This window comes from Polyangium sp. 6x1 (genome assembly GCF_029946515.1).
In the GTDB taxonomy this organism is placed as follows: Bacteria; Myxococcota_A; Polyangia; order Polyangiales; family Polyangiaceae; genus Polyangium.
The window spans coordinates 1-23,936 of the sequence record NZ_JARZHH010000076.1; the positions used below are offsets into that span (position 1 = coordinate 1).

21 protein-coding genes are annotated in these 23,936 nt (G+C 69.2%); 8 read left to right on the forward strand and 13 right to left on the reverse strand.

Annotated features, from left to right (window positions below; all coding sequences use genetic code 11):
- Positions 1-1,039, forward strand: a 1,039-nt coding sequence (locus tag QHF85_RS41760; RefSeq protein ID WP_348652803.1) for a metallophosphoesterase, incomplete at its 5' end; no start/stop codon positions are given.
- Complete coding sequence (locus QHF85_RS41765; RefSeq protein WP_281333038.1) at positions 1,036-1,554, forward strand: peptidylprolyl isomerase; 519 nt, start codon at positions 1,036-1,038, stop codon at positions 1,552-1,554. The genes QHF85_RS41760 and QHF85_RS41765, both read left to right, overlap by 4 nt.
- 12 nt (positions 1,555-1,566) lie before the next feature.
- Here QHF85_RS41765 and nadE read toward each other — a convergent pair whose 3' ends face one another.
- The 5 genes from nadE to QHF85_RS41790 form a co-directional block, all read right to left on the reverse strand.
- Entirely contained in the window at positions 1,567-3,486 is a 1,920-nt protein-coding gene (gene nadE, locus QHF85_RS41770) for an NAD(+) synthase (protein ID WP_281333039.1), read from the reverse strand.
- Positions 3,487-3,873: 387 nt separating this feature from the next.
- The gene (locus tag QHF85_RS41775) at positions 3,874-4,809 is read right to left on the reverse strand and encodes an RNA polymerase sigma factor (protein ID WP_281333040.1); all 936 of its coding nucleotides are present in this window, start codon (positions 4,807-4,809) and stop codon (positions 3,874-3,876) included.
- Positions 4,810-4,853: 44 nt separating this feature from the next.
- Positions 4,854-5,945, reverse strand: a complete 1,092-nt coding sequence (locus QHF85_RS41780) for a hypothetical protein (protein ID WP_281333041.1) — start codon at positions 5,943-5,945, stop codon at positions 4,854-4,856.
- 6 nt (positions 5,946-5,951) lie between these two features.
- A complete protein-coding gene (locus QHF85_RS41785; RefSeq protein ID WP_281333042.1) occupies positions 5,952-7,031 on the reverse strand; it encodes a hypothetical protein in 1,080 nt (359 codons plus the stop codon).
- 111 nt (positions 7,032-7,142) lie between these two features.
- Positions 7,143-7,679, reverse strand: a complete 537-nt coding sequence (locus QHF85_RS41790) for a hypothetical protein (protein WP_281333043.1) — start codon at positions 7,677-7,679, stop codon at positions 7,143-7,145.
- A 150-nt stretch (positions 7,680-7,829) separates the two neighbouring features.
- Between QHF85_RS41790 and QHF85_RS41795 the strand changes: the two genes are divergently transcribed.
- The gene (locus tag QHF85_RS41795) at positions 7,830-8,732 is read left to right on the forward strand and encodes a hypothetical protein (protein ID WP_281333044.1); all 903 of its coding nucleotides are present in this window, start codon (positions 7,830-7,832) and stop codon (positions 8,730-8,732) included.
- 463 nt (positions 8,733-9,195) lie between these two features.
- Here the strand turns inward: QHF85_RS41795 and QHF85_RS41800 are convergent, their stop codons facing one another.
- The 3 genes from QHF85_RS41800 to QHF85_RS41810 all read right to left on the reverse strand — a co-directional run bounded on the left by QHF85_RS41800 (position 9,196) and on the right by QHF85_RS41810 (position 10,760).
- On the reverse strand, positions 9,196-9,693 hold the full coding sequence (locus QHF85_RS41800) for a hypothetical protein (protein ID WP_281333045.1): 498 nt from the start codon (positions 9,691-9,693) through the stop codon (positions 9,196-9,198).
- 79 nt (positions 9,694-9,772) lie between these two features.
- Positions 9,773-10,063, reverse strand: a complete 291-nt coding sequence (locus QHF85_RS41805) for a hypothetical protein (protein WP_281333046.1) — start codon at positions 10,061-10,063, stop codon at positions 9,773-9,775.
- A 10-nt stretch (positions 10,064-10,073) separates the two neighbouring features.
- The gene (locus tag QHF85_RS41810; protein WP_281333047.1) at positions 10,074-10,760 is read right to left on the reverse strand and encodes a hypothetical protein; all 687 of its coding nucleotides are present in this window, start codon (positions 10,758-10,760) and stop codon (positions 10,074-10,076) included.
- 261 nt (positions 10,761-11,021) lie between these two features.
- Between QHF85_RS41810 and QHF85_RS41815 the strand changes: the two genes are divergently transcribed.
- The gene (locus QHF85_RS41815) at positions 11,022-11,468 is read left to right on the forward strand and encodes a hypothetical protein (RefSeq protein WP_281333048.1); all 447 of its coding nucleotides are present in this window, start codon (positions 11,022-11,024) and stop codon (positions 11,466-11,468) included.
- Positions 11,469-11,482: 14 nt separating this feature from the next.
- Here the strand turns inward: QHF85_RS41815 and QHF85_RS41820 are convergent, their stop codons facing one another.
- Entirely contained in the window at positions 11,483-12,433 is a 951-nt protein-coding gene (locus tag QHF85_RS41820) for a hypothetical protein (RefSeq protein WP_281333049.1), read from the reverse strand.
- A gap of 47 nt (positions 12,434-12,480) precedes the next feature.
- Here QHF85_RS41820 and pfp point away from each other — a divergent pair, with 47 nt between their 5' ends.
- Complete coding sequence (pfp, locus tag QHF85_RS41825) at positions 12,481-13,800, forward strand: diphosphate--fructose-6-phosphate 1-phosphotransferase (RefSeq protein ID WP_281333050.1); 1,320 nt, start codon at positions 12,481-12,483, stop codon at positions 13,798-13,800.
- Between the two features lie 11 nt (positions 13,801-13,811).
- Positions 13,812-14,276, forward strand: coding sequence for a GNAT family N-acetyltransferase (locus QHF85_RS41830; RefSeq protein WP_281333051.1), 465 nt, complete (start codon positions 13,812-13,814; stop codon positions 14,274-14,276).
- A gap of 8 nt (positions 14,277-14,284) precedes the next feature.
- On the opposite strand, the gene QHF85_RS41835 is transcribed toward QHF85_RS41830, so the two are convergent.
- From QHF85_RS41835 to QHF85_RS41850, 4 genes are all read right to left on the reverse strand, one after another.
- On the reverse strand, positions 14,285-15,898 hold the full coding sequence (locus QHF85_RS41835; RefSeq protein ID WP_281333052.1) for a DUF4139 domain-containing protein: 1,614 nt from the start codon (positions 15,896-15,898) through the stop codon (positions 14,285-14,287).
- Positions 15,891-18,005 (reverse strand): DUF4139 domain-containing protein, encoded by a 2,115-nt coding sequence (locus QHF85_RS41840; protein WP_281333053.1) that lies wholly within the window; start codon positions 18,003-18,005, stop codon positions 15,891-15,893. Before QHF85_RS41840 ends, QHF85_RS41835 begins: the two co-directional genes overlap by 8 nt.
- Positions 18,006-18,076: 71 nt before the next feature.
- On the reverse strand, positions 18,077-19,879 hold the full coding sequence (locus QHF85_RS41845; protein WP_281333054.1) for a hypothetical protein: 1,803 nt from the start codon (positions 19,877-19,879) through the stop codon (positions 18,077-18,079).
- A 102-nt stretch (positions 19,880-19,981) separates the two neighbouring features.
- Positions 19,982-21,850, reverse strand: coding sequence for a MutS family DNA mismatch repair protein (locus tag QHF85_RS41850; protein WP_281333055.1), 1,869 nt, complete (start codon positions 21,848-21,850; stop codon positions 19,982-19,984).
- Positions 21,851-21,914: 64 nt separating this feature from the next.
- On the opposite strand from QHF85_RS41850, the gene coaBC reads away from it, so the two are divergent.
- Both coaBC and QHF85_RS41860 read left to right on the forward strand, forming a co-directional pair.
- On the forward strand, positions 21,915-23,138 hold the full coding sequence (gene coaBC, locus QHF85_RS41855; RefSeq protein ID WP_281333056.1) for a bifunctional phosphopantothenoylcysteine decarboxylase/phosphopantothenate--cysteine ligase CoaBC: 1,224 nt from the start codon (positions 21,915-21,917) through the stop codon (positions 23,136-23,138).
- The gene (locus QHF85_RS41860) at positions 23,135-23,887 is read left to right on the forward strand and encodes a CPBP family intramembrane glutamic endopeptidase (RefSeq protein ID WP_281333057.1); all 753 of its coding nucleotides are present in this window, start codon (positions 23,135-23,137) and stop codon (positions 23,885-23,887) included. Before coaBC ends, QHF85_RS41860 begins: the two co-directional genes overlap by 4 nt.
- The last annotated feature ends 49 nt before the right edge of the window (positions 23,888-23,936 follow it).

Sequence of the window (23,936 nt, forward strand, 5' to 3'; positions counted from 1 at the left end):
GGCCACGATCGGCGCGGGCGCGTCGGGCGCAGGCGGCGCGGGGAACGGCGGCGCGGGGAACGGCGGCGCCGGGAACGGCGGCGCCGGGGCCTCGGGCGGGACGGGCGGCGCCGGCGGGACGGGCAGCTCGTCGACGTCGAGCACGGGCAATGGCGGCGCGGGCGGAGGCCCGGCGGCGAAGGTGGTCCGTCTGCTCGCGATCGGCGACACGGGCGAGGGCAACGAGGCGCAGCACGCCGTCGCCGATCGCATGAACGAGAAATGCGAGAAGGTCGGCGGCTGCGACGCCGTGCTCGTGAACGGCGACAACTTCTACGACAACGGCGTGGAGAGCGTGGACGACCCGCAATGGGCCGCGAAGTTCGAGCAGCCCTACGACCGGCCGAACCTCAATGCCGTGCCGTTTTACGTGGTGCTCGGCAACCACGATCACGGCCCCACGTCGAGCGGGAACAAGCAAGCGCAGATCGACTACTCGTCCTTGCCGCTCGGGAGCGGCCCCGGGATGCGGCCGAGCGACAAATGGCACATGCCGGCGGCGTGGTACGACGTCACGATCGGCCACGTGCATCTCTTCGCGCTCGACACGGTCGATTTCCTGAACGGGACGCAGAAGGACCAGATGAGCGCGAAGGTGAAGAACTCGAAGGCGACGTGGAAGATCGTCTTCGGCCACCACCCGCGCTTCACCTCGGGCGAGCATTTCTGGGACAACAACCTGCTCGGCATCGCGGGGATGTTCGCGTTCCAGAAGGACATCTATTGCGGCGCGGACATGTTCATGACCGGGCACGACCACAACCTCGAGTTCATCGACAAGGGCCGCGACGGCGACTGCCCCGGCACGCATTTCGTGGTGAGCGGCGCGGGCGCGAAGACCCGCGACACGTTCGACTTCGTCCCGACGGACGAGAAGCAGCTCTACTTCGCGGACGGCTTCGAAGGGTTCGCGTACCTGGAGTTCGACGGGCCGAAGCTCTCGTTCGAGTTCATCGACAAGAACGGGGCCGTGGTCTTCTCGAAGACGATGACGAAATGAGGATCCCCATGCTCTCCCCGCGCTCTTTGCTCCTGCTCGTCCCCGCGCTGCTCCTCGCCTGCCAGGACGCGCCGCCGCCGGCCCCCGCGCCCGCGACGTCCGCGGCCCCCGCGGCCACGCCCACGCCGACGCCATCGGCCGCGCCCGCGCCCACGCCCGAGAAGACCGCGGCCGCGCCGGAAAAACCCCCGGAGTGGATCACGGCGCAGCACGTGCTCGTCGCCTACAAGGGCGCGAAGAACGCGCCGAAGACGGTGACGCGCTCGAAGGCCGACGCGAAAAAGAGGGCGGAGGAGGTCGCCGCCAAGGCAAAGGCGGGCGAGGATTTCACGGCGCTCGTGAAGGAGTATTCGGATGATGCGGCGACGGCGGAGCGGCTCGGGAGCCTCGGGAAGTTCAAGGCCGATGGAATGGTAAAACCCTTCAGCGACGCGGCGTTCGCGCTGAAGGTGGACGAGACGAGCGGCGTGGTGGAGACGCCGTTCGGGTTTCACGTGATCAAGCGCAATCAGTGAAACCCGCGCGGCTCAGCCGCCCTTCCACTCCGTCCGCTGCACGACGGGCAATTGCAACGCGCGCTCGCGGTCGAGGTCGAGCGAGCCGAGGTGAATCGCCAGCGGCGATTGCACCCACTTGAAGATCGATTGCGTGAACAGGCGCGCGAACTTCTCCGCCCACGCGGTGAGCATCGCCGGATCCCGATCCGGGAACACGCTCGTCAAGGCGAGCGCCACCTCGCTCGGCGCGAGTTTCTCCGCGCCGTAGAGGTAGAGGCAGGCGTCGAGCACCTCGAACGGCATGAGCTCGGCCTCGCCCGACTGGTTCGCCGCGAGCTCGGGGCCCGCCGTGGTGTCCAGCGTCGCGCGGATGCCCGGATAACCGAACCGCTTCTCCAGCCGTTCGAGCAGCGCGATGACCACGGTCTTCGGCAGGTTCGCGATCACGCTGAACGCGCCCTCCAGATCGCCGCCGACGGTCGTGTACCCGAGCGCCTTCTCGCTCATGTTCCCCGTCTGCAGGAAGAGCGCGCCGCTCGTGTTCGACCAGTTCCACATGCGCTGGCCACGAATGCGCGCCTGCACGTTCTGCTTCGTGAGCTCGGTCGGCTCGGGCCCGCCCGCTCCGAGCAGGGTGCGCGTCGCATCGAGCTCGCGCACGAACGCGTCCTCGATCGGCACGACCATGAACGCGACGGCGAGGTCGGCGCAGATGCGCGCGGCCGCGTTCTGCGTGGCGTCGCTCGAATACCGCGACGGCATGTAGAACGCGCTGATCATGGAGCCGGCCGTCTGGCGAAGGGCCGCGCCTTCGAGCTCGGGGTGGAGCAATTCGGCGGCGCGATGCGCGACGAGCAACGTGAGCAGCGAGTCGCGCCCGCCCGAGAGCGCGAGGCCGATGCGGCGGAACGCGCCGATCTTGCGATAGTAGTCGGCGACGCCGAGCGCGAGCGCGTCGTAGAAATCGTCGAGCAGCTCGTCGCGCGGCGTCTTCGCCGGCAGGCTCGCCGAGGGCAAGAAGAACGAGGTGCCGGGCGGAGGCGCGGGATATCGCAGCTTCGAACGATCGGCCGTCTTCTCGTGGAGCACGGCCGTGGGCACGGGCGTTTGCTCGCGCCGGAAGGATTCGAGGTCGCTCCGCCAGGTGCTCGCCTCGCGGCGGCTGCGGATCGTGCGATCGAGGTCGACGACCGTCGCCGCATATCCCTCGCGGAAGCGCGCTGCCTCCAGCATGGGCCTGCCGTTTTGATTGACGAACCCGCCGCCGTCGAAGACGAGCCCGTCGTTGGCGCCGACGAGGTTCGCGTACGCGATCGTGCACTGGTTGTCCGCGGCGCGCGTCGCGATCATCTCCCGCCGCGTGCCCACGACGCCCGCGCGGAACGGCGAGGCGGAGAGGTTGCAGACGATCTCCGCGCCCGAATAACAACGCCGCCGCATCGGGCCGTCGGGCGACCAGATGTCCTCGCAGACCTCGATCGCGAGGAGGCCGAAATCGAACTGGAAGATCCGATCGCCGCAGAAGACGCCGCGCGTCTCGAGGTCCATGCCGGGCACGCCGCGGGAGAACACGCGGGACTCGTAGAAGACGTTGTACGTCGGGAGCTTTTCCTTGGGCACGAACGCGAGGATCTTCCCGCCGTGCACGAGCGCGCCGACGTTGAAGAGGTCGCCTTCGACGCCCACGGTCAGGCCGAGGACGTACACCGTGCGAAACCGCGCGGTCTCCGCGGCGAAGCGCTCGAGCTCGCGCCGCTGGCTGTCCACGAACGCCTGCCACTGCACGAGGTCCTCCGCCGCGTACCCGCCGACGACCTGCTCCGGGAACACCGCGAGCGTGACGTCGTCCTCGGCCATCGCCGTCGCGAGGCGGATGCACCGATCCACGTTCGAGCGGACGGCGCCGACCGTCGCGTTCACGCTGGCAACCCCGATCTTCACGAGCCTCATGGGGGCCGAGCGTAGCAGTCCGATGACGCGAACGTCAGCCGGCGTGTGAGGGCGCTCGGAGCGACCAGCAGGGGGCCGGACAGGGGCGTGCGCGTGGGAAACGCCGCGTGGCGCAGACGCCTCGGGGCGGTGACGAACGACCGACAGAAGAGGACGATGGAGGTGAGAGGTGCTTGCCCAGATGCTCGCGCCCCCATCGCCCTCTTCTGCGGGTCGTTCCTCGAAAAAAAATCCTGCCCGAGCCCCGGCGTCTTTTCGTTTCACCAGGCCAGGAGCAGAGCGTTCGGCTCGGGCAGGAGGGCGGCGCGCATCGTCGCCCCTCATCCCCTGATAGTTCCGGCCGAGCCGCGAACCCTCCCGGGTTCGATCGCTTTTGTGCGAGGGTGTCTACCGCTGGAGCAGGTGCCCAAAAAGCGCGCGCGCATGCAGCGGGTCACGTGGGTACATCCGGAGGTAACGCACGAGGGCGGTGCGAGCAGCATCCTCGTCGCCATGCGCCGCAGCGCGCTCGATTTCAGCGACCAGCGCGCGGGGCCGGCTCGTATCCAAGGCATCCACGCACGAGCAGGGCGACGCGGACGCTGGCTCGGGCGGCGGGTCTTCTGCGATGGCTCCGGCGTTCACGTTCACCTGCACGGCGAGCGAGGAAGACCGGGCGGTCCATAGAACTTCGGTCGGCTTCATGAGGCCGTAGGCGACACCGGCGAGGCCGGCCGTGCAGAGGAGCACCTGCGCCGCGTGGCGTCTCCACCCCGCGGGACGCGGCGCGGAGCCCGCCAGGATCGCCGCCATGAACGGGCGCAGTTCGCTCTCGTATCCGCGGAGGAGCTCTCGCGCCCGGGTACAGGCCCGAAAGAGGCGTGAGCGCGCGGTGCCTTCGGGGATGTCGAGAGCTTCGGCGATCTCCACTTCCGAGAGCCCGTCGAAGACATGCGCGTACAGCACATCGCGCAAACGCGGGTCCATGCTCCGCAGGCGCTGGTCGACGAGCCGAAGCATTTCCTTTCGGGCGAGGAGCGCGGCGGGCGAGGGCGCTGCCGACGCCACCCGCAGCGCGTCGTCGGGGTCGCCCCAATACGTGTTGCACTCCTCGACGATGCCCTTCTTGTGCCGAACGGACTCGTTTTTCGCGATTCGATAGAGCCAAGTCGAGAGCTTCCCGCGCTCGGGGTCGTAGCTGTCGGCATGCCCGAGTCCGATGTCGAGGACCCTCTGCGCCAGATCGTCGGCGTCTGCGGGTTGGTGTTCCCATCGGAGAAACCAGCGGACCAGGCGAGGACGGAGCGCGAGAATGGCCGCGCGCACGTCGTTCGGGTGGCTCATGCCACTGGTAGGATCGGCGTCGAGCAAATCCCTCCGGAGGATCGTCAGAGGGCGCAACAAAAGGTGACGGGCCCCGTCGGCGCGGTCGTCCCCTCCGGACCGCCCCCGCTCGGAGCGCAGGCGCCGGGGTGGTACGCGAGATCCGCGACGCGCTTGCTCCCGAGGGCTTGGCCCTTGGGGCTCATCTCGTTGCAAGTCGGCTCTTCCGAGGAGATCGACGTGCCGAGGAGGAACGCGCCGCACGCGTCGTCCTTGAACACGGTCGCCGTGGCCGTGCACGAGCTGCCCAAGGCGGGCCCGCAGGAGCATGCTGCGCACGTCCTCGTGTCCATCTTGTCTCGGTAGAAGAGACGGCGCTCCGCGTAGCCCGTGGTCGGGCAGACGATATCACCCTCGACGACGACGCAATTGCGGAAGCCCGGCGCGGCCTTCGGGACGCACATCTCGTCCATCTTGCACCCGGCCCAGGCCATGCCGGTGAGCCCTTCGCATGCGACGGCGACTTCCTCCCAGGATGTGGTGGGGATCGGCGACGTCGACGGGAGCGTCGGCGCGCAGCTCTCGCCGAGCTTTTGAACGGGTCCGATCGCGACGGACTGGACGCACGGCGTGCCCTCGCAGTCGAGATCCGCCGGGACGGCGTTCTCCGCGGTGCAGGAGCCGTCCCACGCGTCGGGCGGGGCGAAGGGTGTTTCGATGGAACTCGATGCGAGATCGCAGATGCCCGCTCGCGCGACGAAGGTGCTCGGCGGCGCGCAGGTGCCCGTCGACGCGCTGCACGTGCATTCGGGGCATTCCAGGTCGGGGACGACGAGGCCCGCGTAGCGGACGAATTGCGGGAGAAGGCCGCTCGGGCAAGCAGCGGGGTTGTCCGCGGGGCCGAACCACACATGGTGCGGATCGGTGAATGGGTAATTCGTCGGGCGGAGCGGGACGCATTCGCCCTCGCATCCGGCGCCGGCCTCCTCTTCCTCTCCGCCGTCGGGTTGGGCCTCGGAGGCATCGGAGCCGGCGTCCCGATAACAAGGCTCCATGCCTTCCTCCGGCGTCCAGCAGTCCGGCGGCTTTACGACGATATCATCCACATAACAGCCGACGCAGAGAACGACGACACCAATGAGCAAACAGTAATTCATGAACCCTCACATCAAATCAAACACGCCGCCCAATCCGATGCCGAAAAGCAAGCCTTTCGTCGGTTCCAAGAGAAGCGGTTCGCCGGGCCGGTCGATCCTCAGCCGGTTGTCGCCCAGCGGCACCATACCCTCGACGAATCCTCGAAGGGCGAAGCTGTCCGCGACGCGCCATGTACCACCAGCGCGGGCCCCGAGCATGGCGTTGAAAGCAATAGGGTCGGTGAACGTGAACTCATCGTTGGTCGAATAAAACAACCGGCCCAGGCTAGCGACGCCACAGAAATGCAAACCGATTCGTGCATTGGCACATAACCCAAAGACGCCCGACCAGATCGTCGCCCTCGTCACGGTGGTACCGATGGCTGTTGCCTCCAGGGAGGTGACTCCGCGCATCTCGCCCAGGATGGAGAACCTCGGCCACCTCAACGCCAGCGTCCCCGCCCCGCCAAACCCAACGGCGGGGAGCCCATACGGCACGACCAGGACAGTCGCACCGACCTCGAACATTGGCCCTTGACTCTCACTCGGGTTTGTCGGAGGGGCCGGGATCGTCGTTACCTGGTAAAACGGATCCGGCGTCCGCTGGCGAAGCGGACCGTCATCGTCGTACGCGACGAAGGGTCGCAACGCTGGCGACGGGGCCGGCGAGCCCACCTCGATCTGCGGGCGCAGCAAGAGCCACTCCGGCGTGGGCTCCTTTCGCAGCTCCCACCGCCCGAGGTTCAACGCGATCGCGTAGGCCGCGTCTTGCACGAGCTCGCGACAGTCGAGCGGCGTCGGGATGACGGCCTTCCAGCGCTCGGCGCCGTGCTCGTCCAAGGCCGAGACGTGCGCCTCGATTTCGCGACCGTCGCGCTTCAGCTCAACGCGCACGAGGGCGCGCGCGTCGTCCCGGACAACCGAATAACCGAACCCCGACGCGAGCCACATGATGAAGTCCTCGCGGCCCATGCAGCCGCGGATCGTGCGGGGCGGGGTATAGTCGAACCGAAACGCCACACGGTTCAGGTCGTCGTCTGCGCTCGCGGTCGCGGGCACGAGGAGGGCAAGGCAAAGAAGCGGGGCGAGAGCTCGGGCGCGCGGCATGACCCGCTGATGATACTGCAACCTGCGAGGGAAAAGATGAGGCCGACGCGAGCGTCTTGGTGCTACTCGGGTCAGGAGCGCACGCCCGGCGTCGGCCTCCGGGGACAATCCTTACCGGAGACAAACCAGGGTGTCAAGTCCGTGGACAAACTTTCTGTTCTGGGACGAACGCGGCAGGGGGGTCAGATGCCCCCCGTGGCCGCCCGCCTCGTCGCCAAGCCCGCTCGCTCCCCCCTCGCCGTCCGGGTCGCCGCGATAATCGCCGCTGGACGCGGCCCCGACGAGGATCACGGTGCTACCGTCGCCGGTGCCTGCATTGCAACCGTCGGAGCCGGGCGGGTCGAGGCAGATGATTTGGGGGGAGACTTCGAAGGGACAGTTGGAGGCGAGACCATTTACCTCTGTCTTCTTCTCGCATTCGGTCGCGTTCTTGAAATTGCTACCAGTGTCGATGATTTGCGGGTCGACCGCCGGGGGCAAGCGATCTGCGCCCTTGCCCGACGGACAGTGTCGGACGACGTTGCACTGAACGAGGATGCCCTCCTTCGCGCCGGAGCTACCGCTCGGGGAACCGCGCTTCGGATTCTTGCACGTGGGCTCGAAGCAGGCCGGGCCGAGCACGGCAAGGAACACGAAGACCAGACCCACGAGCAGCGCTCTCATACCTGTCGCCCCGTTCAGGCCATGCTAAAAGGCCCGGACGAAAAGGGGCAAATTCCGGCAGGCGGAAATCTTCGCGTGGGCGGCCGTAATCGTGTAGGCTTGTCCCGACGAGACGACGAGAACCCGGGAGCGCCCATGACCCGCCGCAAGAAGCTCATCGCCGCCGCCCTCACCCTCCCGTTCTTCCTCGCCCTGGGCGTGGGCCTCACGGTGCGCCGCGCCGGGTCCGATCCGCTGAGCGCGGATGTCTGCGACAAGGACCTCGCGGCGGTCTTCGATTACTGCGAAGCCGATGGGGAGGTCTGCAAGGTCTTTGAAGGGCAGGAGGAGGCCTGCCAGGCCGGGTGCGTGATGAAGATGTGCCCGAACCATGTGGCCTGCACGGAGCTCGATCCCATCTGGTGCAAGCCCTGCGATGACGTGGAGGGCGCGCTCCATTGGCGCATTCGCCTCGAAGCCGAGCGGCAGTGCCAACCTTCGCCGGGTTGGCAACCGTCGAATTATTTCGAGAGCTTCGAGTACCACAGGTGCGCTGAGAAAAAGGCGGAGCGCATGTGCCCCGCGCTCGCCGACAAGCCGGATTGGTACGAGTCGCCGGAGGCCAAGAAGCAGCAGCGTGAACGCTGCAACAACGACTTCGACCTTCGTGTCCGAAGCTGCGAGAACGACGAGAGGTGTGCCCTGGAGCCGGAGGAGTACAAGAAGGCGTGCCAGGAGGGTTGTCTGAGGGCGGTCTGCCCAGATCAATTTCCCTGCACAGGCGACGACCCCGTCCGCTGCGCCCCCTGCGAGGACGTCCATGGCGCGCGCCACTGGCGCAAACTCTCCGCAGTCGAAGGGCTCTGCACGGTGCGGCATCCCTTCCTCGGGCCGAACCCCGATCCGATCAAGTGGGCCGATTGCGTCGTCGCCGAGATGGAGCAGGTCTGCCCCGCCCTCGCCGGGACGGAGTGGTGGCGGCAAAACCGCACCATTACCCATCACTACGGCAACGCCCGACCATCCACCGCCCCCCCCGCTTCGCCAGACACCCCGTGACGGTTGAGCCCGGCCTTCGGCTCATGTAGAGGACAAACCTGACGTTTCTCCCCGTCCTCTTCCACCGCAAGGCGCGCCATGACCCGCCGCCTCGATTTCGCGATCGTGGCGCTCAGCTCGACGCGGACGAGCGGGGCGAGGGCTGCGGCGCGCGGCATGACGAGGAGAGCCTACCGCAACCTGCGCCGAAAAAAGTGAGGCCGACGCGAACGTCTTCCTGCGTCTCGGGTCACGAGCGCACGCCCAACGTCGGCCTCCGGGGACAATCCTTACCGGAGACAAACCGGGGTGTCAAGTCCCTGGACAAACTTTCGGTTCCGGGACGAACGCGGCGGTGGCGTATCACTTGCCGTCGAAGCGGAAGAGCCAGGCGAGCGTCGCGGGGTGGTTCATCCGTGGCCCCGGGGTCCGCCCATGGGAGAACGTCATGGGGGGGTTCACCGCAAGGCTCCGTGCATCGCCATCACTTCTCTTCGACATGTGCAGCCAGTACACACGCCATTGCCTCGGCGACGTGAGCGAGCACTTCATGGATCCTGCCACGGAACGCCGCAGCTTCTGCCTTGTCGCAATTCTCGCGCACGAAGCCTGCCATCGTCTCGATCTGTTCGTAGCGTCGGTTCAGCGACGCGAGCAATTCGTCCTGGCTCTCCTTCGTGAGCGTGAGTCGCGGTCGCTCGATACGCTCCATCGGCTTGAAATCCGGCGGCGCGAGCGCGGGGTGCTCGCTCTGGATCGGCGCAATGATCTCGGTAAAAAGGTGCCCAACGATCCTCCCGCCGAGGCGACGATACATTTTGAACGTCTCCTCGTCGCACGTTTCCATGATTCGCTTGATCGATTCGTTCTCGTCACGCGTGCAATCTGTCGATATCGAAAGGAGCTGCTCGGCGATCTTCTTGTCCATTGGTTGTTCCTCTGGCGCACTCGCTCCGCCGCGGCATCCCGATCCGAACCACACATGCCGCGATGCCCTGCGGACCTGAGACGATCTTCGAGCGCTTGCACATCTCTCTCGTTCGTGATTTTTGGATAGCCCATCATTCGTTCGACGACTCGGTGGCAGCAGTCAGCCGCGCTCTGGCTCTACTTGCTGCAATATCCCCCCATGTGTCCTCATCTACTTCGAGCTCTGGACATTCTTCCAGGACGGGGTTCACGAGATTTTCGAGTATCGCCGTCATGCTCCTTGCGACTGCCAATCGTAGGTCCTTGCTGCCGGCCTCCGACAATAGGGGGGCGACGTCGACCACGATCGAATTTAGAGCATCCATTGCCTCGATGCTGGCATCGCGTACGACTCGTGCAGCTTCCACCGTGCCTAATTTCATAGCCTTACTCCTAAAATGAACACCCTTCTGCCTGCATGCACTCTCGCATGCATCGCCTGAACCGACCGCCACCTGGGGCCGGCAAGCCTGGCGACCCCGAGCAGAATGCGATACACTTCTCCTTTACCTCGCGGCACCGCTTATCATCGTCATCATCCTTTGGCTTCGGTGTGTCATCCTTCAACGACACGGCCGCAACCACAACGAGGACCGCGACCGCGACGACGATCATCGTCCCGCCCGACCCGACGACCACCGGGATCAACCTGATCACCTGCGGCAGCGCCCACGTGTTCGCAAGCATGCCTCGCGTAGGCAAGAGGCCGCCGCGCGACGTCAACAGCATCGCGTCGCTGTCCGCCGAATACCCCGCGTCCGCCATCGTCCGCAGCGCTTCCATCATGCACTGCTGGACGCTGGCGTCGTCCAGCCGCGCGCCCTTGGGCTTCACCTCCGTGACGCGGTCGCCCGTCATCTCGACCGCGAACTCGATCTCGTACGCGTTGTGCCGAAGCCGCTGGCCCCCCTTTTCGACGCACGCTTGAAGCGCCTCAACCGTCATCGGAGGGAGCGTGAGTCCGTTCCCCTGCCTGGGCGCGACGGCGTGCTCGTCGCTCGCCCCGCATCCGATCGGCACCATGGCCACCGCCATGCACATAGCGACCAAGGTCGCCCCTGCAAGCCGCCGCTTTCTCATGAGCCCCCCTAAGTAGGGCAGGCTACGGGGGCGCCGATGCCTCCGTCAACCATTGGCCCAGCGCTTTCCCGCTGTTTCACGCGCCCACATGCCGCAAGTCGTCCCGCGACGCCTCAACGACCCGTCTCGAACGCTCGAACCGAATTCGCCACGCAGCTCCGCCCCCGCCTCCCCCCGCGAGTCTGCACGGGGAGATTTCCGCAAGCCCCGTCGCGGGCCGAAACCCGAACGTCGACACCTCGCCTCCTCGCGCTCTTCGTGGTGGCCGCGCGCGCACAGGCAGGCGAGGAGGCGGCAAAGGAGAAGAGAAGCGCGACGCAAAACCTGATCAACTTCCGGACCATCGGGACGCGCGTGAAGCTGAACCAGGATTTCAACAAATTGCGGAAGTCCCTTTATGGCAAGCTCGGCGAGATCCAGCACGCGCACAAGCTCGGGAGCGGATGGGCGGAGTCGTTCTTCTTGCAGGACTCGACCGAGGAGATCGGCCTGAGCCAGCTCGACAAGAAGATCGGCGCGGTCACGGCAGAGCTCGACGCGCTGAAGAAGCAGCGTGAGGCGCTCGCCACGCAGGAAGCGAAAATCGCAGCCCAGCGGGCACAAGCCGCCCAGCAAGAAAAGAAAGCGCAGCTCGAAGCGCTCCAGAAGCTCAAGGCCGATCTCGCGGCGCAAGAGGCTGCGCTGCTCTCCGAGCTCTCCGAAGGCTGAGCCTCTCTACGACATCAGCGCGGCAGCAACGTGTCGGCGAGCGTGAGGAGCCGATCGATCTCGGACTGCGTGAGGTGAAGGTTGCTCTTCACCTGCGCGCCCTCGGCGCGGAACACGACGGGCGCGAAGAGGCGGACTTTTACGATCCCAAGGTTCAGCGAGGTCGCCCGATCGATCGAGGCCGTCAGCGCCGCCGCGTCCGCGCCCGCCTGCACCGGGTCGGTGCTGTCGCCCGTGCTCGCCACGTCGACGCCGCCGTCCGCGGCGAGGCTCAAGCGCGCGACGGCCGAGCGGATCGTCGACGGCACGGGCGGCGCGTGCGAGCCCGCGAGGCTGCGCGAAGGGTCCGTGGCCGTGGCGACGACGGCCTCGAGGCCCTCGGGATCGGGGAAACCTCCCGTGCCCTCGAAGCGCGACGCCTGCAGGGCGAGCGACTCCGGCAAGACCGCGAGGAAGCCGTCCTCGACGAGGGCGACGACGCGGGTTTGTCCGCGCACCGTGACGCGCGCCGTCGGGACGCTCGCGGTCGTGATCCACTCGCCGCGCGGCTCGCTGCGGGCGATCATCATGTTCAAGCCCTGGCGCGCGCGCTGCTCGTCGAGCTTGTGCTGCACGATCGCCACCGCGAGGTCGCTCTGCGTGACGCCCGTCGAGGCGACGTAGGCCGCGACGACGTCGCCGGTCGCGTCGATGCCCGTGCCTTCGAGCATGCTGCGGAGCGGGTTCATCGCGCGCACGCGGAGCTCGAGCGGATGGCCTTTCAGCCGCTCGGGCCAGACCATCATGCCGACGCGCGCGTTCACGATCGAACGCGCGATCTCGGCAGCGTTCTTCGGCCGCGGCGGGGGGGGCGTGGCTGCTTCGGGGGCCTGCTCTTGCGAGGCGCAGCCGAGGAGCCCAGATGTCGTGAAGGGCGAAGCGGCGAGCGCGAACAAGAGGACAATCGAGCGAAATCGCCTCGTCACAAAAGCAGGTTAGCGCCTGCTCGAAGGGGATGCTAGGGGCCGAAGTCATGAGCCACGGTCCGAAAAAGGTGGGAATCCTCGTCGGCGGCGGGCCCGCGCCGGGCATCAACGCGGTGATCGGCGCGGCCACGATCCGCGCGGTCCTCTCAGGCTACGACGTGGTCGGGATCCAGGACGGATTCCAGTGGATCATGAAGGGCGACCTGGAGCACGCCCGCCCGCTGTCCATCGACGACGTGAGCCGCATCCATTTTCGCGGAGGCTCGTACCTCGGGATCGCACGCGCAAACCCGACGAAGTCGAAGGAGCTGCTCGAAGAGACCGTGCTCTCGCTCCTGCGGCTCGAAGTGGACAAGCTCATCACGATCGGCGGCGACGACACGGCGTTCTCGGCCTCGCAGATCGCGCTCCAGTCGAAGGGGCGGCTGCGCGTGGTGCATGTGCCGAAGACGATCGACAACGACCTCGATCTGCCGGGGTACGCCGATACGTTCGGCTTCCAGACGGCGCGCCACATCGGCGTCGAGCTCGTCGAAAACCTGATGGTCGACGCGAAGACCACGCACCGCTGGTACTTCGTGGTCGCGATGGGCCGCAAGGCCGGCCACCTCGCGCTCGGCATCGGCAAGGCCGCGGGCACGACGCTCACGCTGATCCCCGAGGAGTTCCCCGAGGAGCACGTGCGGCTGAAGACGGTGGTGGATCTGCTCGCAGCCGCGATCGTGAAGCGCCTCGCGACGGGGCGCGCGGACGGCGTGGCCATGATCGCCGAGGGGCTCGTCGAGCGCATGGAGGAGCACGACCTCGAAGGGCTCGCGGGCGTGGAGCGCGACGCACACGGGCACGTGCGGATCGCGGAGATCGCGTTCGCCGACATCCTGAAGGCCGAGGTGCAGAAGCGGCTGCGTCAGTTTGGGGTCAAATCGACGATCATCCCGAAGAACATCGGCTACGAGCTCCGGTGCGCCGATCCGATCCCCTACGACATGGAGTACGCGCGGGACCTCGGGTACTGCGCGGCGAAGTACCTCGCAGAGGGCGGGACGGGCGCGCTCGTGGCAATGGTGCAGGGCTCGTTCCAGGCCGTGCCGTTCGACACGATCATGGACCCGAGGACGGGCCGCATGCGCGTGCGCATGGTGGACATCGCGAGCGACCGGTACATGATCGCGCGCCGGTACATGCTGCGGCTGCGCAAGGACGACTTCGACGATTCGAGCCAGCTCGCCCGGTTCGCGAACGTGCTCGACATCTCGATCGAGGATTTCCAAAAGGAGTTCGGCTACCTCGTGGAGCACGAGCCGATCCCCCGCACGTTCTACCCCGACGAACGGCAGAAGCCCTCGATCGCGCCGCCGGGCAAGTGAGAAGGGAACGCATGGAGCCCGTTTCGATCCGCCTCGCGCACGCGGGGGACATGCAGACGCTCGCGCAAAACCACCGCGCGATGGCGCTGGAAACCGAAGGAAAAATCCTCGATCCGGAGACGACGATCCAGGGCACGCGCGCCGTGCTCGAGGACCCGGCGAAGGGGTTTTACCTCGTGGCCGAGCGTGAGGGACGGGCCGTGGGGCAGCTCCTCGTGACGTTCGAGTGGAGCGATTGGCGGAACGGGACGTTCTGGTGGATCCAGTCGGTCTACGTCGCCGAAGGCGCGCGGCGCACGGGCGTCTACCGGGCGCTCCACGATCACGTGCTCGCGAAAGCGCGGGCCGACGCAGGCGTGTGCGGCGTGCGGCTCTACGTGGACAAGGAGAACCACCACGCGCAAGCGACGTACGCGGCGATGGGGATGCGCGCCGCGCATTACGACGTGTTCGAGATCGATTTCGTGCTCGGCTGAGCGCGAGGTCAGAACGCGGGCAGCATGACGCGCGCGCCCGCGCGGACCTCGAACGTGTACGAGAGCGTGTGCGTCGCGTGCGCGCCGACGTCGACCGTCGCACGCAAAAAGCCGTCCTTGTCGAGGGTAAAACCACCCGCCAGGGCGAGGTGGATCTCGACGTCCTCGATCTCGCTGACCGGGATCCGCTCGGTGACGACGACCTTGCGCGCCTTGTTCGACAGGTTCGAGAGGTAGAGCGTGACCTTGCGTTCGAGGCGTTGCGCGCCCGTGATTGCCTGCGTGTCGCGCTTCTCGTCCTCGCTGCGGCGCACGCGGATCGCGTCGTCCGGGCCGAAGCCGAGCTCGAAGGGCTCGCCCTTGCCCACGAAATCGAGGCGCGCGCGGCCGACGAGGCTCGCCCCACGCGCGAGGCGCACCGGGCCCGCGAGCAGCGGCCCCGCGCCTTCGAGCGTGGCCGTGGCGCGAAGGTGCGCAGCCGGCGAACGAACCGCGGTGACCACACGGGCGAGATCGGCCTTCACGGTCACGTGGCCAATCTCGACGCGGCACGGGCGTCCGTTCGACGGGAGCGAGGCGCGCTCCTTGCCGGCGTAGGTGATCGGCTCGCCGCCGTCGTCGACGCCGGGCATCTCGGAGGCGGCGCGATCGCCGCGATCGAGGCCCGCGAGCTGGATCGATTGCTCGCGCGCGGCGACGACGATGTTCCGGCGCTCCTCGTCGGTCTTCTTGCGGCTCGCGAGCACGTCGTCGGAGAGGAGCGGCGGCGAGGCCGCGCGCGTGGGCCGGGCCGTGGAGAAGCGCAGATCGACGTCGTCCCACGCCTCGCCCGTGCGTTGCCAGGCGGTCGCATACGTGACGATCTCGACCGCGCCCGCCGTCGCCTCGGGCCCGTCCGAATCGAGGCGCGCGAGGTGCTCGGGTCGCCAGAGCGCGCAGGGCACGCGGTAGGTGATCTCGACCTCGATGTCGCCCGCCTCGGCCGCGTCGATCTCGACCTCGGCGACCGCGTCGTACCGCGGTTTTTCCGCGCGCCCCTCGGCGAGGCGCGCCTCGGCGACGCGACGATCGCGGTCCGCCTGCACGCGCTCTTCGCGGACGCGGGCGACCTCGTCGAGCGAGGCCTGCGCGGCCCCGTCGATCGCGCGCCAGCCGTCGCGGTACGCGCCCGCGACGTCCGGCTCCGAGGCCTTCCGCGGGCCGAGCGAGGCGCTCTTCACCCATTGCGTGGCGAGCTCGTAATGGTGCTGCAAACCGCGCTGCAAACGCTCGATCGCCAGGTCGGCCGCGGCCACGCGCTCCCGCGCCACGCGCGCCTCGCGTTCGAGCGCCTCGATCTCCTCACGCCCGAGCGCCCGCTCCTCGTGCGCACGCCGGAGCACGCGGGCCGAGAGCACGCGCGCCTCGCCCTTCGTGACCTTCGCTTGCAGCGTGCCGTCGTCGACGAGCAGCGAGACGCCGGCGATGGCCTCCCAGCGCGCGCCTTTCGCGGCGCGGAAGGAGGCGCGACGCACGACCTCGGCGCGGTCCTCGAAGAGCGTGACCCGCGCCGCGCGGCTCGGATGGGCACGATCCTGCGCAGGTTCGTCCGAACGAACCTGCTCCACGACGGGCTCACTCACGGCGGTTTCCTCCGACGATCTCGCTCTTGGCGGGCAGCTTGACGCGATACGCGTAGGTGATCTTCGACTTGCCGCCCGCGGGCACCTCGACGCGGAAGCGGCGGCCACCGCGCACGGGCGCGCCGATGTCCGCTTGATCGTAGACCTCGGGCTCGGGCTCGGCGCTCGTGAGCTTCACCGTGACGTCCTTGTCGTCGGTGACGGGGAGCCGCTCGAGGATCTCGACGTGGATGGGTACGCCGAGCGACGAGGTGAGGTCGACCGTGACGTGGTGATCGACGACGGTGGATCCGCCGAGCAGCCCGGCCGAGCTCTCCTCGGCGCGGGCGTTCCGCGCGATGCGCACGCGCTCCTCGACGCCGAGGCCGACCTGCACGTGGCCGCCGCGATCGACGGCCGCGATCTCCGCGGTCGTGACGAGCGCGCCTTCGAGGAAGACGTCGACGGGGCCGGCGCAGAGCGGCGCGCCGAGGGGATTTTCAATGCGAGCCTCGCGGTAGACCTCGCTCGATTCGCGCGGGACGGCGCGAAATCGCGGTTTCGCGGGGCCCTCGCCGATCTTGACGTGCACGCGGTGCGGGCGGCCGTTCGAGGGGACGTCGCCGCTTCCTTCCGCGTCGTAGCGGTGATCGAAGCGGCCGCGGGAGACGAGCGGATCTTGCGCGCGCGCCGGGTTCGGGAGGTTTCCGATGCGCTCCCGGGCGAGGCTCGCCTCGCGGCGCGAGGCGTCGTCGGGGATGCGGCCGAGGCGGCCACGGCGCGGTTTGTCCTCGGCGGCGGCGAGCACGAGGGCGTCGAATTCGAGCCAGCTATCGTCAGGTTCGAGAGGCGGCGGCGCGAATTCGTTGTTGGCGCCGGCTTCCAGTTCGTCGAGGAAGCCTTCGGGACCGCCGCCGCCGCTGGGGCCGGCGAGCGCCTTGAGCGAGTACAGGACCTCCCCCTCCTCCGCCTTCGCAGCCTTTTTCGGCGCCGGCGCGGACCGGGCGGGCATGGGCATGGCCGCCGCCGCGGGCTTCGCCGCCGCAGGCATATCCATCGCCGGGCCGTTCCCCGGGGCCGGGGGGGGCGCGCCGTACGATTGCGGCACCACGCCGGCCCTCGGCGGCCCGCCGAACGTTTGTTGGGGCGGCGGGGGCGCCGCGGGCCGCCCAGGCCGCGGGGGAGGCGCGTCGGGACGCGCGGCGCGCGGCAGCTTCTCCATGGCCGCGTCGTACGATTCGAACATCGCGTCGAGCCCCGGCGGCGGCGCGCGATAGCCGCGCTTCGCGGGGGGTTGCGCCCGGCCAAACCGGAGGGATTGGAGCTCGGGCAAACGCGCGTCGTGCACGAGATCGGCGGTCGAGAGGGAGAGCTCGACGTCCTTCCAGTCCTCGCCCGAGTCCTGCGCGACGAGCGCGTCGAGCTCGAGCCGGACGCGCGTCGCGTTCTTCGTGAGCCACGCCTTGTACGTCGGCCACCAGCGCGCGGCGAGCACGACATACTCGATTTCGAGCGCCTCCATCGCGCCCTGCCCCGCGCCGAGGCGCACGTGGCAAGCGAGGGTCGGTCGGGACGAACCGGCGCGCTCCTCGGCGTTCGCCTGCGCTTCGGCGAGATGCGTGGCCTCGAGGGCGCGGTAGACGCGGTTGAGCGAGGCATCGATCTCCGCAAGGCGCGCGTCGAGCACGGCGAGCTCCTCCTGGGCGAGGCGCGAGGTCGCGAGGGCGTCCTCGATGCGCGCCCGGGGATTCCCCTGCCGGAGGCGTCGATCCATGCCGAGGTCGAACGACAAACCGGCGAGCAGGTTGCGGCGGCCCGTGAGGTGCGTGCGCGTGTCCTGGAGGGCGTCACGCTCGGCTTCGAGGACGCGCACGCGTTCGCGCGCCGAGCCTGTCTTGGCAGGGCCTTCCGGGACGACGAAGCGCGCGCCGACGGAGACGACCTCGCGGGCGCCTTTGGCGAGCGCGCGGAAGCTCGACGGCTCGGAGAGCGGGGTGACGCCCGAGACGACGAGCTCGCACGGCTCGCTCGGGAGCGCGGCCGGGAGCGTGACGACCCGGGTGACGAGGGCGCCGCGCGCATGGACGACGACGCGGCGGATGCGGCTGCCGAGGGCGAGCGAGGTCATGGGCGGAAGCGAGGATACGCGAAATCGCGTGCGCGCTCGCCCGCAAATCCTCCGCGTCGAAAACGCGCGCCTCAGGGCGCGAGACGCGCCACGAACACGTCGAGCACGCCCTGGCTCGTGAGCGGCGCGGCCGGGGCGTCGAAATCGATCGTGCCGGCAAATCCGCCCGAGAGGAGCGTCCTCGAATCCGGCAGGGCCGCAATGCCAAAGGCGTGCTGCGGCTGGTCGTCGCCCTCCGTCCTCGCCCAGAGGAGCGCGCCGGTTTCCGCCGCGTATTTCGCGACGAACACGTCGAACGTCCCCGCCGAGGCGACGGCGCCGGCGCCAAAATCGATGGAGCCGTCGAACGTGCCGGTCACGACGACGTTGCCGGCCGCGTCGAACGCGACGCCCGTCCCGATCTGATTGCCGCCCGTCGTGTCGCCGATCTGCTTGCCGAAGCGGAGCGCGCCGTCGGGCTCGAAGACGAGGAGGAATGCGTCCACCGGCGTCGTGCTGGTGAGCGTCGTGCCGGCGAGCGTGATCGATCCGTCGAACGTGCCCGTCACCGCGACCTCGCCCGAGGGGCCGACCGCGACCGCATAGGCGCGCTGCACGAGCGCGTCGTCGCCGATCTTGACGCTCCATTTCGAGGTCGTGTCCACGCCCGAGAGCCGCGCCACGAAGGCGTCGCCGCCGCCCGCGGATTGCAGGACGCCGCCGCCGAGATCGAGAGTCCCGTCGAATTCGCCCGCGACGACGACGTCGCCGCTCTTCGTGAACGCGACGCCGTAGGCCGTCTGCGGGGCGGCGTCGCCGAAGACGCGGCTCCAGATGTGCCCGCCGTCGGCGTCGAGGATGGCGACGAACAAGTCGGCGCCATTCGTCGCGCGCGGGCCGCCGCCGAAATCGAGGACGCCCGACGCGTCGCCCGCGACCGCGATCCACCCGTTCGGTCCGGCCGCGACGGCGTTCGCGACCTGGGCCTCGGCATCCCCGAACGCCCGCGCCCACCGCACGGCGCCCGCCGCGCTCACCGCGACGACGAAGGGATCGACGCCATTCGCCGCGCTCGTGATCATGTTGCCATTCTTGAAATCCATCAACCCCTGAAATTCACCCGCGGCGATGACGTCCCCGGACCCGGGCGCGACCGCGACGCCGCGCGCCGCCGCTCGGCCGCCGACGGCAGGCACCTCCAGGCTCCATGTGGGGCCGAGGTTCGAGAGGCGACGGTCCACGTAAAGCGAGCCGAGGTTCACGGTCCGGAACGCCACGTCGCCGTCGATCACGCCGGCCGTCGCGTGGACGACTCCGTCCGTCGCGACCGCGAAGGACACGTCGGAGAGCAGGCCGCCACGAGAGACGCCGAGCTCGGTGGTCCCCGTGCATCCGGGCGCGACGCCGTCGCAATCGTCGTCGGCCTCGGTCGCGCAATCCTCGGGGACAGGCGAACTGGCGGGGAGGCAGGGCCCGAAGGAGAAGCCGTCGGAGGTGCAGGTGCGGACGCCGCTCGCGCACGCGCCGAGCTGCCCGGTCTCGCAAGGCAGCGTGTCGCCAGGCGCGCAGAGGCACTCGTCGTCGTCGCGGTCTTTGCCGTCGCAATCCTCGTCGTCGGGCGTGAAGCAATCCTCGTTTTGGGGGACGACCTCGTCGAGGCACGGGCCGAACGTGCGATCGATGCGACAAACCTGCGTGCCGGGCTTGCAAGCGCCGACGCCCGCCGTGCCTTGGGGGCCCGTGTAGCAAGGCGCGGACGCGCCGATGGTGCAGGGCGCGTCGGGGTCGTACGTGCCGTACACGTCGAGCGCGCAGGCCGAGGGAAGCGCGGAGGCGAAGAGCGAGACGAGCCCGACGGCGGCGAGGCGCAGGTAGGTTCGTCGTCGGCGGACCATGGCGAGGCTCCTCGGGGCGAGGCCCCAGAGACCGAGCGAGGAAAAGCGAACGGCGATTCTACGGAACGAGCGGCCCGCAGATCAACATCGGGGCGAATCGAGTCACGCCTCGGGGAGCGCGACGTTGATCCCCACGAGCCGCATGAGCCGGAGCGCGTTCGTGGTGGAGACGACGCCGGGCCGGAGCAAATAATCGAACGTCATCTTGCCCTCCTCGACGTGCTCCTCGAAATGCACGTTCACGACGCGGCCGCCCGTCTGCTCTTCGAGGTCCGCGAGCGCGAGGTCGTGCGAGGTGACGGCGCCGATCGCGCCCTTGTCGAGGAGGTGGACGACGACGGCGCGCGCGCCGATGTGACGCTCGCGCGAGTTCGTTCCGTGAAGGACCTCGTCGAGGAGGAAAAAAACAGGCTCGTCGCGATCCGCGGCGTCGACCACGGACTTCAGCTTCTCGAGCTCGGCATAAAAATGGGAGACGCCCTGCTCGAGCGAGTCGCTGATCCGCATGCTCGTGCGCACCGAGAGCGGCGTCATGTGGAGCCTGCGCGCGCTCACGGGCGCCCCCGCCTGCGCGAGCACGGCCGCGAGGCCCATCGAGCGGAGCCACGTGCTCTTGCCGCTCATGTTGGAGCCCGTGACCAGCATCCCCCGGCCGGGTCCGTCGATCGAGAGGTCGTTCTCGCGCCGCGTGCGCGTGGGGATCAGCGGATGTCCGAGCCGCTCGGCCACGAAGCGCGGCGGGCCGTCCTCGACGACGGGGAACGTATACGTCGGATGCTCGTACGCGAACGCGCCGAGGCTCGCGAGCGCCTCGATCTCGCCGAGCGCCTTGAACCAGCCGCGCACGTGGCGCCCCGCGCGCAGGCGAAAGCGCTCGAGCGCGGCGATGCAGAAGACGTCCCAGAGCAAGACGACGTTCGCGAGCAGGTGCACGAGCCCCGAGTGCCGGAGCTCCACGAAGCCGAGGACCCGCTCGAACGTGGCGAGCTCGCGGCACGCCGAGGCGCCGTCGTCGCCGCCGAGCAAGGCCGCGCGGAGCTCGACGAGGCGCGGCGCGCGCAGCGGCTCGGCCTCGATGCGCGCGAAGAGGTCGCGGTATCGGCCGAACGGAGCCTCCTTCGACGCGGCCTGCGCGAGCACGGGCTGGATCCTCGCGCTGATGAGGAAAAGGACGACGATCTGAAGGGCGAACGGCACGAGGTACGCCCGGCGGAGGAGCGGCGGGAGCGCGTTGCCAAGGCCGTGCGAGAGCGCGAAGAGGCCCACGGTGAGCGGCACGAGGACGAACGCCGCGCGCACGAGCGTCGTCGACAAACCGCCCTTCAGCACGGGCTCGGCCTCGGCCCACGCGACGAGCGCCTCGGTCGGGCGGCCGCGCGTGCCCGCGGAGGCGCCGATCGTGGCGAGGTCTTCGCGGAACGCTGGCATCGCCGCGAGCTCGCGCACCGCGTCCTGTCGCGCCGCGATCTCGGCCGGCGTCGCGCGCTCTCCGAGCCAGCGCGCGAGCGTCGTGGTGCCGGGCGCGGTGCGGGTCTCGTCGAGGAGGCGGAAGATCGAGGCCGCTCCGAAGACGTCGAGGTCGAGCGCATACGGATGGCGCGGCTCGACCGCGGGCCCGCTCGGGAGCGCCTCGGGCAATTTGCCGTCGAGGCGAGCGAGCGAGCGGTCCACGATCCCGAGCCTCGTCTGCACCTCGGACTCGCGCGTGACGAGCGCGCCGTGCACGGCCACGACGACGATGAAGACGGCCCAGCCGAGCGCGACGAGCACCCAGCCGCTCGTCGGGAGCGAACGGATGAACCCGTACGCGAGGGATCCGAGGGCCACGAGAAACAGGAGGCCCCGGAGCCCCGAGAGGCGCGCGGAGCGACGCGCGAGCTCGTCCGCTTCGGCCGCGAGCGTGTCCCGGCGCGCGCGCTGGGCGACGAGAGGATCAGCGGAAGTCGAAGTGGTTTCCTGCGCGTCGGACACGGCGGGAGCCTACCGCGGCGGGGGGCATGTACGCTCGCCCCATTTCGTGCAACCTTTCGGGCCCGTGTCCGCCGCCCTGCCCTCGTCCGTCCCCCCCACGATCGTGCTCGCCGTGAGCGGGAGCATCGCCGCCTACAAGGCCGTGGAGGTCGCGCGGCTGTTGAAGAAAGCCGGGGCGCGGGTGATCCCGATGATGACGCGTTCGGCGCGCGAATTCGTGGGAGCTCAAACGCTCGCGGGCATCACGGGCGAGCCGGTGCACGAGGACATGTTCGATCCGGGCTACCCCGGAGAAAAACACGTCGAGCTCGGGCGCGTCGCGGACCTCGTGCTGATCGTGCCGGCGACGGCGGACCTCATCGCGCGCCTCGCCGCGGGCCGCGCCGACGATCTGCTCACCGCGCTCGTGCTCTGCGCGCGAGGGCCGGTGCTCGCGGCGCCCGCGATGCATCCGCGGATGTGGGCGCACCCGGCGACGACGCGGAACGTGGCGACGCTCGCGGCCGACGGGCGCGTGTCGCTGATCGGTCCGGCCTTTGGCGAGGTGGCCTCGGGCGAACGAGGCATGGGGCGGATGGCCGAGCCCGAGGAGATCACGCGCGCGGCGCTCGCATCCGTGCAAGCGCGGGATCTCGCGGGGCTCCGGATCGTGGTGACGGCGGGGCCGACGGTCGAGGACCTCGATCCGGTGCGGTTCCTCGGCAACCGATCGACGGGGAAGATGGGCTTCGCGATCGCGGAGCGCGCGGCGGCGCGGGGCGCGTCGGTGACGCTCGTCGCGGGGCCGGTCACGCTCGCGACGCCGCAGGGCGTGACGCGGGTCGACGTGCGGGGCGCGCTCGCGATGAAGGAGGCGCTCTGGGAGGCGATGGGCGCGGATCTCGGGCGCGCGGACGCGCTCGTCATGTCGGCCGCAGTGGCCGACTACCGGCCCGCCGAGCAGAGCGCGACGAAGCGGAAGCGCTCGGCGGAGCCGCTCGAGATCAAGCTCGTCCCGAACCCGGATCTGCTCGCCGAGGTGGGCGCGGCGCGGACGGGGGCGCGGCCGGTGCTCGTGGGGTTCGCCGTGGAGACGGCCGACGACGCGGGGATCGTGGCGTACGCGCGCGGAAAACTGCAGGCGAAGCGCGTGGACATGGTGGTCGCGAACCACGCGCAGGACTCGTTTGGCCGCGAGGACAACCGCGCGACGATCGTGACCGCGACCGGCGCGGACGCGCTCGGGGTCCTGTCGAAGCGTGATCTCGCGGATCGCATCCTCGATCGCGTGGCGGAGAGGTGCCGGTGAGCGAGGCTTCGGACGAAGAAGCCCCGGACGAGGATGTCGACGCAGGCGAGGACGTGCCGGAGGAGCCCACGTCGAAGCGAGAGGCGCTGTTCATCGCGGGCGGCGTGACCGTGGCGAGCGCGCTCGCCGTGGGGTCTGCGTTCTCGGACGAACACGCGGGCACGCCGTGGATGCTCGGCTCGCTCGCGATCGTGTACACGGCGCTCGCGGCGTTCACGGTGTGGCGCCTGCGCGCGCGCGGCGAGCTCGACGAGCAGCTCCGGCCGCGCGGCGGGGATCTGACGGTGGGCGCCGTCGTCGCGGCGGTGCTGTACGGCGTGGCCACGGGCGTGCACCTGCTCGTGACGTCGCCGCCGTCGCCGCGGGCCGCGTGGATCATGCACGTCTACGCCACGCTCGGCGATCCGGCGGCGGAGGGGCGGCACCTCCTCGGGGGCGCGGTCTTCGTGGTGGCGGCGCTGGAGGAGCTCGTCTGGCGGGGCCTCGTGCAGCGCGCGCTGCTCGCGCCGTTCGGGTGGCTGCGCGCGTGGCTCCTGCAGGCGGCGCTGTTTGGCGTGGCGCACCTGCCGACGATGTTCCTGCTCGGCGATGCGCGCGTGGGGCCGAACCCGCTGCTCGTCGCGGCCGGCGTCGCCTATTCGCTCGTGTGGGGGCGGCTCGCGATGCGGATGGATCGCTTGCCGCCGGCGCTGTTCGCGCACGCGCTCTTCACGTGGGGCGTGTTCGAGTTCCCGATCTGGAGCCCTTGAGCCCGAAAAGGCGAAGCGCCCGCGGACGACCCGCGAGCGCCTCGACGCC

Coding starts and splice junctions, on each gene's coding strand:
- QHF85_RS41765 (WP_281333038.1), top strand. CDS start 1,036: ATGAGGATCCCCATGCTCTCCCCGCGCTCTTTGCTCCTGCTCGTCCCC.
- nadE (WP_281333039.1), bottom strand. CDS start 3,486: ATGAGGCTCGTGAAGATCGGGGTTGCCAGCGTGAACGCGACGGTCGGC.
- QHF85_RS41775 (WP_281333040.1), bottom strand. CDS start 4,809: ATGAGCCACCCGAACGACGTGCGCGCGGCCATTCTCGCGCTCCGTCCT.
- QHF85_RS41780 (WP_281333041.1), bottom strand. CDS start 5,945: ATGAATTACTGTTTGCTCATTGGTGTCGTCGTTCTCTGCGTCGGCTGT.
- QHF85_RS41785 (WP_281333042.1), bottom strand. CDS start 7,031: ATGCCGCGCGCCCGAGCTCTCGCCCCGCTTCTTTGCCTTGCCCTCCTC.
- QHF85_RS41795 (WP_281333044.1), top strand. CDS start 7,830: ATGACCCGCCGCAAGAAGCTCATCGCCGCCGCCCTCACCCTCCCGTTC.
- QHF85_RS41805 (WP_281333046.1), bottom strand. CDS start 10,063: ATGAAATTAGGCACGGTGGAAGCTGCACGAGTCGTACGCGATGCCAGC.
- QHF85_RS41810 (WP_281333047.1), bottom strand. CDS start 10,760: ATGAGAAAGCGGCGGCTTGCAGGGGCGACCTTGGTCGCTATGTGCATG.
- pfp (WP_281333050.1), top strand. CDS start 12,481: ATGAGCCACGGTCCGAAAAAGGTGGGAATCCTCGTCGGCGGCGGGCCC.
- QHF85_RS41830 (WP_281333051.1), top strand. CDS start 13,812: ATGGAGCCCGTTTCGATCCGCCTCGCGCACGCGGGGGACATGCAGACG.
- QHF85_RS41840 (WP_281333053.1), bottom strand. CDS start 18,005: ATGACCTCGCTCGCCCTCGGCAGCCGCATCCGCCGCGTCGTCGTCCAT.
- QHF85_RS41845 (WP_281333054.1), bottom strand. CDS start 19,879: ATGGTCCGCCGACGACGAACCTACCTGCGCCTCGCCGCCGTCGGGCTC.